Raw genomic sequence first — 16,105 nt, 5'->3', positions numbered from 1 at the left:
GTTCACTGTTATAGAAACACAATTAATAGTATTGTTCTTGGGTATTATTTTTGCCATCATTGGAAAATATAGTATGGCTTTTTTCATCGTTTGAGATTTTATTTTTGCTTGTTAATTTTAGAACATTTATTCAGTTAGCAGTGGATATTTTTATTGGTATGATAATATTTTTAATGCTGTGGATATTTATTATGTTAGGTATAGTGTGTCTTAGTTATTATATAACTTTATTATTTAGCAAGGAGGCTTAGTATGTTTAAAAAAATAGGTATAATGAGTATTTGCATATATATAATTATTTTATACTGCTTGAGAATGTATCGTATTATCAATAATATTGAAACAATCTTGCTAACGGTTATATGCTTAATGTTATTGTTTTTTTTAAGACGTTTATTTGATAAAGATAAGTAAATAGATGTTAAGTAAAAATGTAGAATATAAAGGAGGTGCAATGAGTATGATTGAAGTTAGCCATTTATCAAAAAGTTTTGGTGATAAAATAGCTTTAAATAATATAAGCTTCACTGTTAAAGAAGGTTAGATTTTTGGATTTTTAGGACCATCTGGTTCTGGAAAGACCACAACGATTAATATTCTGACTGGGCAGTTCCTTGCCGATAAAGGACAATGCCGATAAAGGACAATCTATTATTTTGGGACAAAAATCTCAAAATTTAACAAGCGGTGAATTAAAGAGAATTGGATTGGTTGGCGATACAAGTGGATTTTATGAGAAAATGTCTCTGTATAACAATCTTCTTTTTTATAGTAAATTTTATAATATTAGTAAATCACGTGTTGATAATTTGTTAAAGCGAGTAGGATTATATGATAGTCGCAAGATGGTAGCAGGAAAATTATCCACTGGAATGAGGCAACGAATGCTTTTAGCACGAGCTCTTATCAACAACCCCGCTGTACTCTTTCTGGATGAACCGACCTCAGGTCTAGATCCCACAACTTCTCGAACAATTCATGAGTTAATTTTAGAATTGAAAACAGCAGGGACAACGATTTTTCTAACGACTCATGATATGAATGAAGCAACTCTTTTATGTGATTATGTTGCCTTATTAAATAAAGGGAAATTAGTTGAGCAAGGAGCTCCTTCTGAACTCATTCAAAGATATAATAAAGATAAAAAGATTAAGTTTACAGATTATAATGGGAATCAGATAACTTTTGATTTTACATCACTAGAACAGGTATCTCAGGCTGATCTGGAAAATATTTTTTCAATTCATTCATGTGAGCCTACTTTAGAAGATATTTTTATCACATTAACAGAAGGAAAGCTAAATGCTTAAACGGTTTCTGGCTTTGGTATGGTTGCGTTGTCAAATTATCCTTTCCAATAAGAGTATTTTATTGCAAGTTTTAGTGCCTTTTGCTTTCACATATTTTTATAAATATCTTATGGAAACACAGGGGAAGGTCAACGATCAACAGGCATTAGTTCTTTTGATGATGTGTTTACCTTTTTCTTTGGCTTTGGCTGTTGGAAGTCCTATAACTATTATCTTGTCTGAAGAAAAAGAAAAGTACAATTTACAAACTCTTCTGTTGAGTGGTGTTAAAGGCTCCGAATACATTTTATCAACTATGTTTCTTCCTTTTTTGCTAACTTTTGTGATTATGGGAACTACTCCTCTTATTTTAGGAGTTACAATTGTACATACTTTTAATTATATTACAATCGTTCTTCTAACCTCTTTATCCATCATTTTATTCTATTTATTGATAGGTTTAACCGCGAAGAGCCAAGTAGTAGCTCAGGTTATCAGTCTTCCTGCTATGATTTTAGTTGCTTTCTTACCGATGCTATCTGGTTTGGATAAGACAGTTGCGAAGATAACAGATTATAGTTTTATGGGACTGTTTACTAAGTTTTTCACAAAATGGGAGGAATTTTCATGGAATAAAACTCTAATTCCTAATCTAACACTACTTATTTGGATTGTTGTTCTATTAACTTTAATTACGCTAACTATTAGGAAAAAGAAAATTTCTTAATTGAGTTATTTTAATGATTATAAACACAAGTGGGAAGGAAAAAATGAACTGATCTTTTTGACAGCAATTCTACAGAATAGTCTTATTGCTATATTTTGATTTGAGTGTACGAAAAAAGAAAAATAACAATAGTGCTCATACTAATTGCAGAAGTTTTGGGTGATAAGATAACTGATAAATTGCAATAAAAAATGCAACATTTTTAAATCTCCTCTATAAGTGCTTCAAAACCTGTCTTGTAATCCAAGTATTTTTGGGGACGGTGATTAATAAGCTAGCAAAGCATCATTAAGGATTTTTTCGGTAATTGTTGCCAAATCGGTTTAAGAAAATACCCACGAAGAAGTCCATTCGCATTCTCATTACTTCCCCTTTGCCAAGATGAATAGGCATCCGCAAAATAAAACAGAATTCCCATTTGTTCAATTAAAGGGTAACAAGCAAACTCTTTTTCTCTGTCCGAAGTGAAAGTCTTTAACTATTCTTTTGGAAAGAGTCTTGTGAGGTGTTCAATAGCAGTCAACATGGATTTAGCTGTTTTTACTTGACAAGTACTAGTAGAAATAATAGAATAATAGAAAACCTTTAAAGCAGTCCAGAGAGGCAGCTAAGGTTAGACGGTGAAAGGGTGGAGACTACCCATTTTTCGTGGAACCTTGCTGTTGGCAGGTTCCTTTTTTCGTGGCTTCTGTTGGCCAGACTCTCTCACTAGCAAAGGTAAAAGGAGAAACCTATGCGAGAACATCGTCCAGTCATTGCTCTTGATTTTCCTAGTTTTGAGGCGGTCAAGGAATTTTTAGCTCTTTTCCCAGAAGCGGAAAGTCTTTATCTCAAGGTAGGGATGGAGCTTTATTACGCAACGGGGCCTGGGATTGTGTCCTACTTGAAAGGCTTGGGTCATAGTGTCTTTTTAGATCTCAAGCTTCATGACATTCCCAATACAGTCAAGTCAGCCATGAAGGTCTTGTCTCGGCTTGGTGTGGACATGACCAATGTCCATGCGGCTGGTGGTGTAGAGATGATGAAGGCTGCGCGTGAAGGTCTTGGAAGTCAAGCCAAATTGATTGCTGTCACTCAGCTGACCTCAACCTCAGAAGAGCAGATGCAGGAGTTTCAAAATATTCAAACCAGTCTGCAAGAGTCAGTGATCCACTATGCTAAGAAGACAGCTGAAGCGGGTTTGGATGGTGTCGTTTGCTCAGCTCAGGAAGTGCAAATCATCAAGCAGGCTACCAATCCAGATTTTATCTGTCTGACACCGGGCATTCGTCCTACAGGTGCTGCTGTTGGAGACCAAAAACGCGTTATGACACCTGCTGATGCCTATCAAATCGGCAGTGACTATATCGTAGTGGGACGTCCCATTACCCAAGCTGAGGATCCTGTTGCAGCTTATCATGCCATCAAGGATGAATGGACACAGGACTGGAATTAAAGAACTAGCTTAGAAAAATAAAAGGAGAAGACCATGACACTTGCCAAAGATATCGCTAGCCACCTCTTGAAAATCCAAGCCGTTTACCTCAAACCAGAGGAACCCTTCACTTGGGCATCTGGTATCAAGTCACCGATTTACACTGATAATCGTGTGACACTATCCTATCCAGAAACTCGTACCCTAATTGAAAATGGCTTTGTGGAAGCTATCAAAGAAGCCTTTCCTGAGGTAGAAGTCATTGCAGGAACTGCAACAGCAGGGATTCCTCACGGAGCCATCATTGCTGACAAGATGAACCTGCCATTTGCCTACATCCGTAGCAAACCAAAAGACCACGGAGCTGGTAATCAAATCGAAGGTCGCGTAGCTCAAGGTCAAAAAATGGTAGTGGTTGAAGACCTGATTTCAACGGGTGGTTCTGTTCTTGAAGCCGTAGTAGCAGCTAAACGCGAAGGAGCAGATGTACTTGGAGTTGTAGCGATTTTTAGTTACCAATTGCCAAAAGCAGATAAGAACTTTGCAGATGCTGGTGTGAAATTGGTGACGCTTTCTAACTACAGTGAACTCATCCACCTAGCCCAAGAAGAAGGCTATATCACGCCAGAAGGACTCGACCTTCTAAAACGCTTTAAGGAAGACCAAGAAAATTGGCAAGAGGTGTAAAAAATCAAAAGACTAAAAGGTTAAAAATTATACTATTCTGTCATATCAGGTGTATGAATGACAAGATTCAAGTTGTTAATGTTTTTTACGTCAATTGTTTCAGTTTTAGATTTGCTTGGCTTGCTCTTATATAAAAAGTAGCACACGTCATGAAAGTTACAAGAGTTAAAGTGTAATCCATAAATATTGTCAGATTCCTTTTCTGAGATGTTGGAATTTCTTGCTTATCCCAGTCTTTCCAGTGATTTTAGCGTCAGGTTCTTTTTAGTTTTGAAAGATTATCCGTGAATTTCTTGCTTATTTATGATAAAATGGGAGTATCGCAAAAATGACTCATCGTATTCAATTTTGAGTAAAACTAGGAGGATCCCATGTCAACAGAACATATGGAAGAACTAAATGACCAGCAGATTGTTCGCCGTGAAAAAATGGCTGCGCTCCGTGAACAAGGAATCGATCCTTTCGGAAAACGCTTTGAACGCACTGCAAATTCACAAGAATTAAAAGATAAATTTGCTGACCTCGATAAAGAACAATTACATGATAAAAACGAAACAGCTACTATCGCAGGACGCTTGGTAACCAAACGTGGTAAAGGTAAAGTAGGTTTTGCCCACCTTCAAGACCGCGAAGGTCAAATCCAGATCTACGTTCGTAAGGATGCTGTCGGTGAAGAAAACTACGAAATCTTCAAAAAAGCAGACCTTGGTGACTTCCTTGGTGTCGAAGGTGAAGTGATGCGTACGGATATGGGAGAACTCTCTATCAAGGCTACTCACATCACACACTTGTCTAAGGCTCTTCGTCCTCTTCCTGAGAAATTCCACGGTTTGACAGACGTTGAGACAATTTACCGTAAACGTTACCTTGACTTGATTTCTAACCGTGAAAGCTTTGAACGCTTTGTCACTCGTTCAAAAATCATCTCTGAAATTCGTCGTTACCTTGACCAAAAAGGTTTCCTTGAAGTGGAAACACCTGTTCTTCACAACGAAGCCGGTGGTGCTTCTGCCCGTCCATTTATCACCCACCACAATGCCCAAAACATTGACATGGTGCTTCGTATCGCGACTGAGCTTCACTTGAAACGCCTTATCGTGGGTGGTATGGAACGCGTCTATGAAATTGGCCGTATCTTCCGTAACGAAGGAATGGATGCTACTCACAACCCTGAGTTCACTTCTATCGAAGTTTACCAAGCATACGCAGACTTCCAAGATATCATGGACTTGACGGAAGGCATTATCCAACATGCTGCTAAATCAGTTAAGGGCGACGGCCCAGTCAACTACCAAGGAACTGAAATCAAAATCAACGAACCATTTAAACGTGTTCACATGGTGGATGCTATCAAAGAAATTACTGGTGTAGATTTCTGGCAAGATATGACTTTGGAAGAAGCTAAGGCTATCGCTGCTGAGAAGAAAGTTCCAGTTGAGAAACACTATACTGAGGTTGGTCACATCATCAATGCCTTCTTTGAAGAGTTTGTTGAAGAAACTTTAATCCAACCAACCTTTGTCTATGGACATCCAGTAGCTGTATCTCCACTAGCTAAGAAAAATCCTGAAGACCAACGCTTTACTGACCGTTTCGAGCTCTTCATCATGACTAAGGAGTACGGTAATGCCTTTACTGAGCTCAACGACCCAATCGATCAGCTTAGCCGTTTTGAAGCCCAAGCTAAAGCTAAAGAACTTGGTGACGATGAAGCGACAGGTATCGACTACGACTACATCGAAGCCCTTGAATATGGTATGCCACCAACAGGTGGTTTGGGAATCGGTATCGACCGTCTCTGCATGCTCCTCACGGATACAACTACTATCCGTGATGTATTGCTCTTCCCAACAATGAAATAAACGCTTATCCTCTGGCTCTTGTCAGGGGATTTTTGGCTCTTTGTCAACTGTAGTGGGTTGAAGTCAGCTAAGCTCGAGAAAGGACAAATTTCGTCCTTTCTTTTTTGATGTTCAAAGCGATAAAAATCCGTTTTTTGAAGTTTTCAAAGTTCCGAAAACCAAAGGCATTGCGCTTGATAAGTTTGATGAGATTATTGGTCGCTTCCAGTTTGGCATTAGAATAGTGTAGTTGAAGGGCGTTGATAATCTTTTCTTTATCTTTGAGGAAGGTTTTAAAGACAGTCTGAAAAATAGGATGAACCTGCTTAAGATTGTCCTCAATGAGTCCGAAAAATTTCTCTGGTTCCTTATTCTGGAAGTGAAAAAGCAAGAGCTGATAGAGCTGATAGTGGTGTTTCAAGTCTTCCGAATAGCTCAAAAGTCTATCTAGAATCTCTTTATTGGTCAAGTGCATACGAAAAGTAGGGCGATAAAATCGTTTATCGCTGAGTTTACGACTATCTTGCTGGATGAGCTTCCAGTAGAGCTTGATAGCCTTGTATTCATGAGACTTTCGATCCAATTGATTCATGATTTGGACACGGACACGACTCATAGCACGGCTTAGATGTTGCACAATGTGAAAACGATCAAGAACAATTTTTGCATTAGGGAGTGAAACAGTCTGGGAGATGTTTCAGCCTGAGCCTAGAAATTCGAAAGCGAAGCTGTTTAGCCAAGTCATAGTAAGGACTAAACATATCCATAGTAATAATTTTGACGCGACATCGGACGGCTCTATCATACTTAAGAAAGTGATTACGAATGACAGCTTGTGTTCTACCCTCAAGAACAGTGATGATATTGAGCTTGTTAAAATCTTGCGCAATGAAACTCATCTTTCCCTTGGTGAACTCATACTCGTCCCATGATATAATCTCAGGAAGGCTATTGTAAAAAAAATAAAATTAGGTTATAATGACTTCTGATAAATGATTTTACTACAAAAGGTTGGGTTAACTAAGGTGATGTTATGAAAACAGGGGCGTTAAGAATTTATTTTGGTTATGCTGCAGGAGTTGGAAAAACCTATGCTATGCTTAGAGAAGCGCAGCGAGCTCAAAAAGCTGGAGTAGATGTGGTAGTAGGTTACATTGAACCTCATAATCGACCTGAGACTATGGCTTTACTGATTGGTCTTGAGCAATTATCTCCTAAAACAATAAAATATAAAGGTATCACCTTAAATGAGTTTGATATTGATACTGCTTTAAGGCGTCAACCACGCATTATTTTAGTGGATGAATTGGCTCATACTAACTGTTTTGAGTCACGTAATAAAAAGAGGTACCAAGATATTAAGGAACTGCTTTATGCAGGGATTGATGTCTATACTACTGTAAATGTCCAACATATTGAAAGTTTAAACGATGTGATTGAAGCTATTACAGGGATTCAAGTTAATGAGATAATTCCAGATGCTATTTTTGATCAGGCTGATCAGATTGAACTTGTAGATATTGACCCATCAGATTTACTTGAACGATTGGATAAAGGAAAAATTTATTCTAAATCGCAAGCTAAATTGGCCAAGCGTCACTTTTTTACTGAAGAAAAGTTAATATCTTTGAGAGAAATCGCTTTGCGCAAAGCAGCTGATCAGATTAATGGAAGTGCTTTTCGAGGAAAAAAAGTTAAAGATAGTATTGTGACCAAGGAACATGTCTTGGTCTGTGTGTCACCCTCTCCCTCCTCTTCACATGTCATTCGCGCTGCTTCAAGATTAGCAAGTGCTCTTAATGCAGACTTTACAGCCCTGTATATTGGTAGTTTAGATAGGGAACTGACTAATCAGGAGTTACATCAGAACTTGGAATTGGCAGAGCGGTTGGGAGCTAAGGTGACAGTTATGGATTATAATAATGTGACCAAGCAGATTGCTGATTACGCAAAATTGAGCCGTGTTTCTAAGTTAGTAGTCGGAAAAAGTGGCTCCAGAACTATTTGGCCTAAAGAAAATATTGTGGAAGTTCTTAGTAAGAATGTTCCTGATTTGGATATGTTTGTAGTCCATAATACTAGAGGAAAAAAAGAGACTTCGGTTGGTAAGCTCTCGTTGCCTTCTTGGTTTTCTAAATGGCAATTTTCTTTCAGTGATTTGGTTAAAACACTGGTGGTATTGTTGCTAGTAACCTTAACAGGTCTTTTATTTCGTTTCTGGAATCTCAGTACCAACAACATTATAATAATATATATATTAAGTGTTCAAATAAATGCTGTTTGGACAAAAGGAAAACTTTATAGTGTGATTTCTTCTATTTTATCAGTTCTTTGTTTTAATTACTTTTTTGTGGCCCCCTACTACACTTTTACTTCTTTTAATTACTTTTTTGTGGCCCCCTACTACACTTTTACTTCTTTTAATCCTACTTATCCTATGACTTTTGCTATTATGTTAATTACTGGTCTGATTACTTCTAGTCTCATAAAAAGGATTCAAGAGCAGGCAAGATTATCTACTGAAAAATCTTATCTAACAGAGTTGTTACTACAAACAAATAGAGGATTATCTCAGGCAGACTCTATTCCTTCTATTTTAGAAGAACTAGCTATTCAAGTCAAAAAATTATTGAATAGTGATGTGGTGATTTATCCTGTAACAGGTGGTACTTTGGAGACGCCGAAATATTTCCCTACCAGTCATTCTTTGAGGACCTTAGCTGATTACTATCAGTACAATGAGCGAGGAGTGGTTGAGTGGGTTTTATATAATAATAAACAAGCTGGAGCAACAACAAACACCTTGTCTGCTGCTAAATTTCTGTATTTATCTGTCAGAGGTAAAGATTCTGTTTTTGCTATTATTGGTATTTTAATAGAGGATAAAACAATGATTGACCTGTTTGAAAAATCTGTTATTCTAACTGTTTTAGGAGAGGCATCCTTGGCATTAGAAAAAGAAGCATTACGCGAAGAACAACAAAAAATGGAACTTAAAATACAAAAAGAACGGTTAAGGGTTGATTTGTTAAGGGGAATCTCACATGATTTGAGAACTCCACTTACAAGCATATCAGGTCAGTCTAAATTAATGATGGAGACGGGGGGAATTATGGAGAAACAGCGTATGATAGAATTAGCTGCCTATATTTACGATGACTCTATGTGGTTGATTAATCTGATTGAAAATTTATTGTCAATTACTAAATTGGATAATGATACTACTCTTTCATTAAGAATAAATGTTTTCGATGAGTTGATTGAAGAAGCTTTGAAACATGTGGATCAACATATTAAGAATCATGACTTTGTTTTAATTTTATCAGATGATTTATTAATAGCTAAAATGGATGCTCCCTTGATTGTGCAAGTACTGGTTAATATCATTAACAATGCAGTTAAATATACGCATGAAGGATCTTTAATTACATTGACGAGTAATAGAAAGGATCAGAACCTGGTGGTTGAGGTTTCTGACGATGGTCCTGGTATTAACGATCAAGCAAAAGAAAAGATTTTTGACCTTTTTTATACATCAGAAAATTTGGCATCCGATGGTAAAAGAGGCCTAGGTATAGGACTATCTTTATGTAAGAGTATTATTACAGCACATGGGGGGACTATTTACGTCCATGACAATACTCCTAAAGGAGTTATCTTTGGATTTACACTACCACTAGCGGAGGTGAATGTATTACATGAAAAATGAAAATGTTAAGATTTTAATTTGTGAAGATGACTCTTCCGTTAACAGACTTTTATCCTTAGCAATGGAAGTTGAAGGTTATCATTATGTATCAGTTCGGACTGGAGAGGAAGCTTTGCGTCAGATCATTTCGCAATTTCCAGATTTATTATTATTGGATTTGGGTTTGCCAGATATGGATGGTAAAGACATTATTGACAAGATTCGTAGCTTTTCACAGCTACCTGTTATTGTTGTTAGTGCACGTGGAGAAGAAAGTGACAAGATTGATGCACTTGATGCTGGGGCAGATGATTATTTGACGAAACCCTTTAGCATTGATGAGCTTTTCGCTCGGTTAAGAGTTAGTCTTAGGAGGTCAAAGCAGATTAATCAACAAAGTGACGGTAATTCTGAAAAATCATCTTTTACTAATGGCTGGCTACATGTTGATTTTTTATCTAATCGTGTATTTGTTAATAACCAAGAAATTCACTTAACCCCGATTGAGTATAAGTTGCTTTGTCTTCTATCAGAGAATGTTGATAGAGTGTTGACTTATCGTTTTATTGTCAAGGAAATTTGGGGATATTATGAGGAAGATTTTTCTGCTTTGAGAGTTTTTGTTAATACATTGCGAAAAAAAATCGAATTAGGATTGGGTTACTCTAAAATGGTTCAAACTCATATTGGTATCGGTTATCGTATGATTAAGATTGAAAATTATGATGACAAATAATCCAAAAAGAATTTTATTCACCTGATTTGTAATTTCTTGGCAGCTATTTGAAACAAGTCTTAGGATAGGTTGTCTTAGGTTATTTTAGGAGACAATCTTTATATAATCTTTATTTTATATCCGTAATCTTTATATCATTTTTATACTTTTCGTGGTAGAATGATTATATTCTTGAAGGAGGATACAATGCTAGTAGATTTCATAATGTTTCTAGTTTTATTTTTTATTTTTTTGTTAATGATTGGTTTTATTGTTTGGTGTGATAAGCACCTTAAAGGTGATTAGAGGGAGAGTGTACTATGATAGTATTAGGAATAATTTTTGGTTTATTAATCTGTTATTTATTTTATGCTCTGTTACACCCGGAGAGATTTTAGGAGGAATGTGAGATGTTACAAATCATATTTGTCTTAGTACTGGCTTGTATTATTATATTACCAACTGGAAAGTATCTTTACCATATAGCTAGCCAGCAAAAAACTTTTGCAGATCCCATTATGGATCCTATTGATAGGTGGATTTATAAGTTGCTTGATGTGGACAAAAAAGGAATGACTTGGAAGGAGTATGCTGTAGCCCTTATTTTAACTAATGCTGTTATGGCTCTAGTGGCTTATGTAATCCTAAGAACACAGGCCTTTTTCTTTTTGAACCCCACCCGTGTTGGTTCATTAGAATCAAGCCTGAGTTTCAATACAGTCATATCTTTTATCACCAATTCTAATTTACAAAATTATGCTGGTGAGAGGGATTTGTCTTTTTTTAGTCAGATGGTTGTCATTACTTTTATGATGTTTACCTCAGCTGCTTCAGGCTATGCTGCTGCTATGGCTTTTATCAGAGGTGTATCAGGCAAGTATCAAGACATGGGGAATTTCTATGTTGACTTTGTTCGGGTGATTACTCGAGTGTTGCTTCCTTTTTCAATAATAGGCTCTTTGTTACTTATTTCACAGGGGGTTCCCCAAACACTATCAAAAGAGTTATATGCGACTACTTTGGAGGGCAATTTACAAGGTCTTATAATGGGACCGGTCGCTTCTCTTGAAATTATTAAACACTTGGGAACCAACGGTGGTGGTTTTTTTGCAGCAAATTCAGCAACTCCCTTTGAAAACCCTAATGTAATCACAAATATTATTGAAATGCTATCTATGATGTTGTTACCAGGTTCTATGGTAGTTGTTTTTGGTCATATGGTTTCATCTAGGAAAAAGGAAGATCATCCCTTTGAATCTGTACAGAAAGTTTCTTATAAGTCCACTAAATCTACGTTTATTAAACTAGGAGGACAGGCAAGACCGCTTCTGATTGTTATGCTATTCTTATTTTTTGTTGGTTTATCCATTATTGTTTGGTCAGAAAGTAAAGGAAATCCTGTCTTGCATCAATTGGGTTTGAATCAATCAATGGGAAGTATGGAAGGTAAAGAAGTTAGGTTCGGTATTCCAATGTCTGGTCTGTTTACAGAAATAACAACGGCTTTTACAACGGGTTCCGTGAATAATATGCACGATACTTTGACTCCTCTAAGTGGTGGAGTAGCTATGATTAACATGATGCTCAATGTTATATTTGGCGGTAAAGGTGTAGGAATAATGAATATGATGCTGTACGTTCTTCTTACTGTTTTTATTTGTGGATTAATGATTGGGCGTGCACCTGTTTATTTAGGAAAAAAAATTGAAGGTAAAGAAATGACTTTAATTGCTTTAGCCATCATGGTTCACCCTATGATTATTCTAGGTTTTTCAGCAGTAGCTGTCTCATTGCCAGCAGGATTTAACAGTGTTACCAATCCAGGATTTCATTCTTTATCACAAGTGATTTATCAATTTACCTCAGCTTCTGCTAACAACGGATCGGGATTTGAAGGACTAAAAGACAATACTTTATTCTGGAATATATCTACAGGATTAGCTATGTTTTTTGGACGCTATGTGACTTTGATTCTTCAGCTATCGATTGCTGGTTCGTTAATGACTAAGCAACATGTGAATGATTCCCTAGGTTCTTTAAAAACAGATACGGGGACTTTTGCCATTATTTTAGGTGTGATAGTGTTGATTATATCAGCCTTAACTTTCTTACCAGTCCTTGTACTAGGACCTTTAGCTGAATTTCTAACTCAATGAGGTTTATTATGATTTCAAAGAAAACTTACTTTCTGACACAAAAGATACTACTCAGTTCCCTTAAAGGAGCGGTCGTAAAACTTCGCCCTAGTTACATGATTAAAAATCCAGTAATGTTTGTAGTTGAAGTTGGTTTTGTTCTGACCTTCTTTTTAACAATTATCCCCGTTGATGCTCAACAAGATAGCCAAAGTAGTCAATTGTATAATGGCATAGTAGCAGTGATCTTATTTTTAACTTTATTATTTTCTAATTTTGCTGAATCCATTGCGGAAGGAAGAGGAAAAGCACAGGCTGAAAGTTTAAAAAAGACGCAAGAAAATATGACAGCTAGACGACTCTATTTTGACAATGATGGTCAGACCCTTCTTGAAGAAACTATTGAGGCCACAGCCTTGCAAAAAGGAGATATCGTTCTGGTTAAGGTAGGAGAATTAATTCCTGGTGACGGTGAAGTTATTGAAGGAATTGCTTCTGTAGACGAATCAGCTATTACAGGAGAGTCAGCTCCGGTGATCAAAGAACCTGGTGGTGATTTTGCTTTTGTAACAGGAGGGACAACTCTTGCTAGTGACTGGCTTAAGTTGAAAATGACCTCACGTGCTGGAGAGTCTTTCTTGGACAAAATGATTTCCTTGGTAGAGGGTGCTTCTCGGCAAAAAACCCCTAATGAAATTGCCTTGAATACTTTGCTAGTTAGCTTAACAATTATATTCTTAATGGTAATTGGAAGTTTGTACCCGATTGCTAGCGCTTTGCACATAAAGATTACAGTTACTACTCTTGTGGCATTGACCGTATGTTTAATTCCAACAACAATTGGAGGTCTGCTGTCAGCAATTGGAATTGCAGGTATGGATCGCGTTACACGGTTTAATGTGATTGCTATGTCAGGAAAAGCAGTGGAGTCTAGTGGTGATGTGGATACTATGATTTTGGACAAAACAGGAACCATTACCTTTGGAAATCGTATGGCTGCTCATTTTGTTCCTGTAGATGGTGTTAGTCAAGAGTCTTTAATAAGAGCAGCTATGCTAAGTTCTCTACAGGATGATACACCGGAAGGAAAATCAATTGTTAAGCTTGCTAAAGAATATGGGGCAAGTATTCCTCCTATTTCTGAAGATATGACCTTTATTGATTTTACTGCTCAAACACGAATGAGTGGGATAGACTTTGTTGATGGGGGAATGATACGTAAGGGTGCCACAGATGCTATAAGTCGCTATATTAAAGGTAAAGGTGGTGTGATTCCGAAAGATTTGAAGTCTATCAGTGAAAGAATTGCTTCAGCTGGGGGAACTCCACTGGCAGTAGTGGAGGGGCAGAATATTTTGGGAGTGATTGCTCTCAAGGATACCATCAAACCAGGTTTAGTTGAGCGTTTTGCTCGCCTACGGGCAATGGGAATTAAAACTATTATGTGTACCGGTGATAATCCTCTTACCGCTGCGACCATAGCTCAAGAAGCAGGCGTTGATAGCTTTATCGCTGAATGCAAGCCAGAAGATAAAATTGAAGCTATTAAAAAAGAACAACGCTTAGGAAAAGTTGTTGCGATGACAGGAGATGGGACTAATGATGCCCCAGCACTAGCTCAGGCAGATGTCGGTATTGCTATGAATTCTGGAACAAGTGCTGCTAAAGAAGCTGCTAATATGGTGGATTTAGATAGCGATCCAACCAAGATTCTGGATATCGTTGAAATTGGAAAGCAATTATTAATGACGCGAGGAGCTTTAACCACTTTTTCAATTGCTAATGATATTGCCAAATACTTTGCCATTATTCCAGCTATTTTTATGCGCAGTATCCCCCAAATGCAATCGTTAAATATTATGTCATTATCAACGTCTTCCAGCGCAATTTTATCGGCTCTGATTTTCAATGCCATTATTATTCCTCTTCTAATTCCGATTGCGATGAAAGGAGTTTCTTATAAGCCTCAAAGGTCAGAAAAAGTTTTGGCTCATAACATGCTGATTTATGGTTTGGGTGGAGTCTTCATCCCGTTTATTGGAATTAAAATCATTGATATGAGTATTACTCCATTATTGTATCTATTGGGTTTATCCTGATAAGATTAGTTTAATATAATATAATATCTAGAGGAATAAGATTGAAACTTATCTACATTGCTTTACGTTTAAAAGAATCAGTGTCTTTTCCTTGGGTTGAGCATGAAAGGAATGAATAACAATCATGAGAAAAATATTTATACATATCAGACGTTCTGTCCGACTAAGTCTTTTATTTGGGGCGGTTTGTGGATTATTTTACCCTTTGCTGATTACCGGATTAGGGCAGTTTATTTTTCCTGTTCAAGCCAATGGTAGTCAAATTAAGCAGGATGGGAAGCTTATTGGATCGGCTTTAATTGGGCAAGAATTTTCGTCATCTGCTTTTCTGCATGGTAGACCATCTGCTATTCAGTATAATACCTACCTTAGCGAGGGAGACCCAAGTGGACAAAGGCGGGATATTACTTCTGGTTCCCAAAATCTGGCTCCTAGTAATCCTGAACTAAAAGTACGTGTTCAAAAGGAACTGTCTCTTCTCATAAAAGAAAACCCAACTATTTCAATCAGAGATATCCCTGCTGATTTGGTAACAACATCGGCTTCGGGATTGGATCCAGAAATCAGTCCAGAAAGTGCTAAACTACAACTCCCTCGTATTTCTAAGACAACAGGTATTAGCTTGCCTAGACTGGAAGAAATCATTGACAAGCATACAGTAACAAAAATTTTTGGATTTCTAGGTGAAGATAGGGTGTCTGTGTTAAAAGTTAACATCGATATTATGAAGGAACTGAACTAACACCGCTGTAAAAGTTATACGGGTATTATTGCAAGTAATTAGTAGTGAGAGGTACGCCTATTACAAAAAAAGGGATAAAAAAGAACTCTTACTTCCTAGACTATATAATCTGATGAGTATCTTACAGATAGAGAAAGGAAGTTGGCATTTATTTATGAACTACTTTTAGCTGGTTTGAGATTTGTGACAAACTCATTTCACTCAAGAATTGTCAATCGAAAGTGATGATGTCCCAAAAAAATGGTGAGATTGAGGGCAATTATTTTGATTTTATTTGATACGAGGAACCCTTGAAGCTGTTTTGTCAAATGAAATGCTTGTCTTAGACTCCTTGCTTTCTCTCTCCTAAATGTAAGGGATAGAGTGATTTCCTTTAAGGAACAGCTTCCCATTTAGCGAGAAATAGATTATACTTGTAGCTGAGGAGAATCAAGCTCCTCACTAGTAAACTCTTCATAATCCTTTTTATTTTTCTGAAGATATTGTTTGAAAGATGTGAGTTTCCACGGATGGGTTTGTGGAGGGATATACTTGCGTCTTTCTTTTTTTGTTCTGGTTCAAAGTTTTTCGAATAGAGTTCATGAACTAGTAGCTCCTTTGTGTGATAGATCTTGTCAGCGATATTGAGGTAGATGTCACCGTCAACTTCTTTTATAACGAATGCTTTCGTCTTTCTGCTGAAATAGACTTCTTTTCCTTTCTGTTGATAGGCTAGTAGCAGACGATTGCTTTGTCTTTCAGAAAGATTCAGTTCGACACAGGCTCGAT

General features: G+C 37.0%; 10 protein-coding genes and 4 pseudogenes. 11 read left to right on the top strand and 3 right to left on the bottom strand.

Features of this window, described 5'->3' with window-relative positions:
• The first annotated feature begins 454 nt into the window (after positions 1 to 454).
• Positions 455 to 1,310, top strand: a pseudogene (locus tag HT708_RS07115) (ABC transporter ATP-binding protein).
• The gene (locus tag HT708_RS07110) at positions 1,303 to 2,016 is read left to right on the top strand and encodes an ABC transporter permease (RefSeq protein WP_023939964.1); all 714 of its coding nucleotides are present in this window, start codon (positions 1,303 to 1,305) and stop codon (positions 2,014 to 2,016) included. Before HT708_RS07115 ends, HT708_RS07110 begins: the two are co-directional and overlap by 8 nt.
• 202 nt (positions 2,017 to 2,218) lie before the next feature.
• On the opposite strand, the pseudogene HT708_RS12335 reads toward HT708_RS07110, so the two are convergent.
• Positions 2,219 to 2,431: pseudogene (locus HT708_RS12335) on the bottom strand (IS30 family transposase); the annotation flags it as partial.
• 318 nt (positions 2,432 to 2,749) lie between these two features.
• Here HT708_RS12335 and pyrF point away from each other — a divergent pair.
• The 3 genes from pyrF to lysS all read left to right on the top strand — a co-directional run bounded on the left by pyrF (position 2,750) and on the right by lysS (position 5,979).
• A complete protein-coding gene (gene pyrF, locus HT708_RS07100; protein ID WP_172926190.1) occupies positions 2,750 to 3,451 on the top strand; it encodes an orotidine-5'-phosphate decarboxylase in 702 nt (233 codons plus the stop codon).
• A 33-nt stretch (positions 3,452 to 3,484) separates the two neighbouring features.
• Complete coding sequence (gene pyrE, locus HT708_RS07095; RefSeq protein ID WP_023935748.1) at positions 3,485 to 4,117, top strand: orotate phosphoribosyltransferase; 633 nt, start codon at positions 3,485 to 3,487, stop codon at positions 4,115 to 4,117.
• Between the two features lie 371 nt (positions 4,118 to 4,488).
• A complete protein-coding gene (gene lysS, locus HT708_RS07090) occupies positions 4,489 to 5,979 on the top strand; it encodes a lysine--tRNA ligase (protein ID WP_050207953.1) in 1,491 nt (496 codons plus the stop codon).
• Positions 5,980 to 6,046: 67 nt separating this feature from the next.
• Here the strand turns inward: lysS and HT708_RS07085 are convergent.
• Positions 6,047 to 6,926, bottom strand: a pseudogene (locus HT708_RS07085) (ISL3 family transposase); the annotation flags it as partial.
• A 65-nt stretch (positions 6,927 to 6,991) separates the two neighbouring features.
• On the opposite strand from HT708_RS07085, the gene HT708_RS07080 reads away from it, so the two are divergent.
• The 6 genes from HT708_RS07080 to kdpC all read left to right on the top strand — a co-directional run bounded on the left by HT708_RS07080 (position 6,992) and on the right by kdpC (position 15,337).
• Positions 6,992 to 9,667: a sensor histidine kinase KdpD gene (locus HT708_RS07080; RefSeq protein ID WP_172926189.1), complete on the top strand. Its 2,676-nt coding sequence runs from the start codon at positions 6,992 to 6,994 to the stop codon at positions 9,665 to 9,667.
• Positions 9,657 to 10,382 carry a response regulator transcription factor gene (locus tag HT708_RS07075; protein ID WP_000787304.1) on the top strand — a complete coding sequence of 242 codons (726 nt, stop codon included), beginning with the start codon at positions 9,657 to 9,659 and terminating at the stop codon, positions 10,380 to 10,382. The genes HT708_RS07080 and HT708_RS07075 overlap by 11 nt, the downstream gene beginning before the upstream one ends.
• A gap of 299 nt (positions 10,383 to 10,681) precedes the next feature.
• Entirely contained in the window at positions 10,682 to 10,759 is a 78-nt protein-coding gene (gene kdpF / locus HT708_RS07070; RefSeq protein ID WP_007285010.1) for a K(+)-transporting ATPase subunit F, read from the top strand.
• Between the two features lie 12 nt (positions 10,760 to 10,771).
• Complete coding sequence (locus HT708_RS07065; RefSeq protein ID WP_050971642.1) at positions 10,772 to 12,517, top strand: potassium-transporting ATPase subunit KdpA; 1,746 nt, start codon at positions 10,772 to 10,774, stop codon at positions 12,515 to 12,517.
• Between the two features lie 8 nt (positions 12,518 to 12,525).
• Positions 12,526 to 14,595 (top strand): potassium-transporting ATPase subunit KdpB, encoded by a 2,070-nt coding sequence (gene kdpB / locus HT708_RS07060; protein ID WP_050207957.1) that lies wholly within the window; start codon positions 12,526 to 12,528, stop codon positions 14,593 to 14,595.
• Between the two features lie 124 nt (positions 14,596 to 14,719).
• On the top strand, positions 14,720 to 15,337 hold the full coding sequence (gene kdpC / locus HT708_RS07055) for a potassium-transporting ATPase subunit KdpC (protein WP_172926188.1): 618 nt from the start codon (positions 14,720 to 14,722) through the stop codon (positions 15,335 to 15,337).
• A 407-nt stretch (positions 15,338 to 15,744) separates the two neighbouring features.
• On the opposite strand, the pseudogene HT708_RS11605 reads toward kdpC, so the two are convergent.
• Positions 15,745 to 16,031, bottom strand: a pseudogene (locus HT708_RS11605) (ISNCY family transposase); the annotation flags it as partial.
• Positions 16,032 to 16,105 lie beyond the last annotated feature (74 nt).

This window comes from Streptococcus sp. 3613 (genome assembly GCF_013277375.1).
Classification (GTDB): domain Bacteria; phylum Bacillota; class Bacilli; order Lactobacillales; family Streptococcaceae; genus Streptococcus; species Streptococcus pseudopneumoniae.
The sequence above is the reverse complement of the archived record's forward strand: the minus strand, read 5'-3'. Positions and strand labels throughout refer to the sequence as shown.